Raw genomic sequence first — 1,183 nt, forward strand, 5'->3', positions numbered from 1 at the left:
AAAAGGAAATTAGAGCGCAAATATTCAGTGTCTATTCAAATCTCTTGCAGCATCAGTTGGGATGGGGCTGACCCTGCCAGTGGATTCACGGACAACCAGCTCCGGTTCGAACATGAGCACATCCCGCCGTCTGGAAAGCTTGCGGTTGTCCATCATAGCCAGGACCCCGTTGACCATGGACTGGCAGATTTTGTCGACCGGCTGGTGGACCGAAGTCAGGGAGGGGGATATGTCACTCATGAAGGGGGAGTCGTCGTATCCGGCGACAGAGACATCGCCGGGGACGGACAGATTCATGCTCCGTGCGGCCCGTATGGCACCCAGGGCCAACTGATCACTTGCACAGGCGATGGCAGTGACGCCCTGTTCCAGAAGGGTCCGGGCAGCCATCCTGCCGGAGTCCACCCCATAGGTGGTCCAGGCTGTAGGGGCCTGGTCGGGGCTGAAACCTTTCTCCTTGAACAATCGTTGGGCCGCCTGGTGCTTGAGGATGGAGGGGTAGTGGTTCCTGTCGCCGAGTAGGAGTCCGATCCGATTGTGCCCCAGATCGATCAGGTGATGAAGGACCATAGTGATGGCCGCCTCATCGTCGGTCCCGACGAAGAGGCCGTCCATGTTACGCGGGGTGCTGTTGAGGAATGCGCAAGGGATATTCCGGTCGGTAAGACTTCGGTAAATGGACAGGTTGGTGTCTTTGGTGTCATAGCTTCCAGCCAGGAAGATCGCAGCGCTCAAGGGTTGACCTTGCAACATGGTCAAAAAGCCGGCCTCCGATGTTCCTGACGGCGTGTAAACGCAGACGATGGGCAGAAGTTGGTGTTGGGCCAGGAGGGTGACCAGGGTGGTGATGAACTTGGGAAAAATCGGGTTGGACAAATCTGGCGCGATAATGGCAACCAGGCGGGTGCCGCTGCGCTGCAGGCGCTCCTTGGACATTCCCATGGAGGATAGGGTGTTCAGAACGGTGTTCCTTGTGTCGTCCGATACCCCCGGTTTGTTATTGATGACACGAGAGATTGTGGCCTGGCTCACTCCGGCCTTCTCGGCTATGTCGGCAAGTCGTGTATTCATTGTCTTCCCCGCGAAACGATAGTTTTGTTATTTCCAATCATTACATAAATGGTAGATAGTTATTCAGACTAAGACGAATAATAGATGCAAATTTGCGCAACGAATACACATC

General features: G+C 55.1%; 1 protein-coding gene. It reads right to left on the reverse strand.

All coding sequences use genetic code 11. From position 1 onward, the window contains the following. Positions 1-24: 24 nt before the first annotated feature. Positions 25-1,071, reverse strand: a complete 1,047-nt coding sequence (locus H3T90_RS08810; protein ID WP_198230271.1) for a LacI family DNA-binding transcriptional regulator — start codon at positions 1,069-1,071, stop codon at positions 25-27. Positions 1,072-1,183 lie beyond the last annotated feature (112 nt).

The sequence above is a fragment of the Bifidobacterium polysaccharolyticum genome (genome assembly GCF_016101585.1).
GTDB classification, from domain to species: Bacteria; Actinomycetota; Actinomycetes; order Actinomycetales; family Bifidobacteriaceae; genus Bombiscardovia; species Bombiscardovia polysaccharolytica.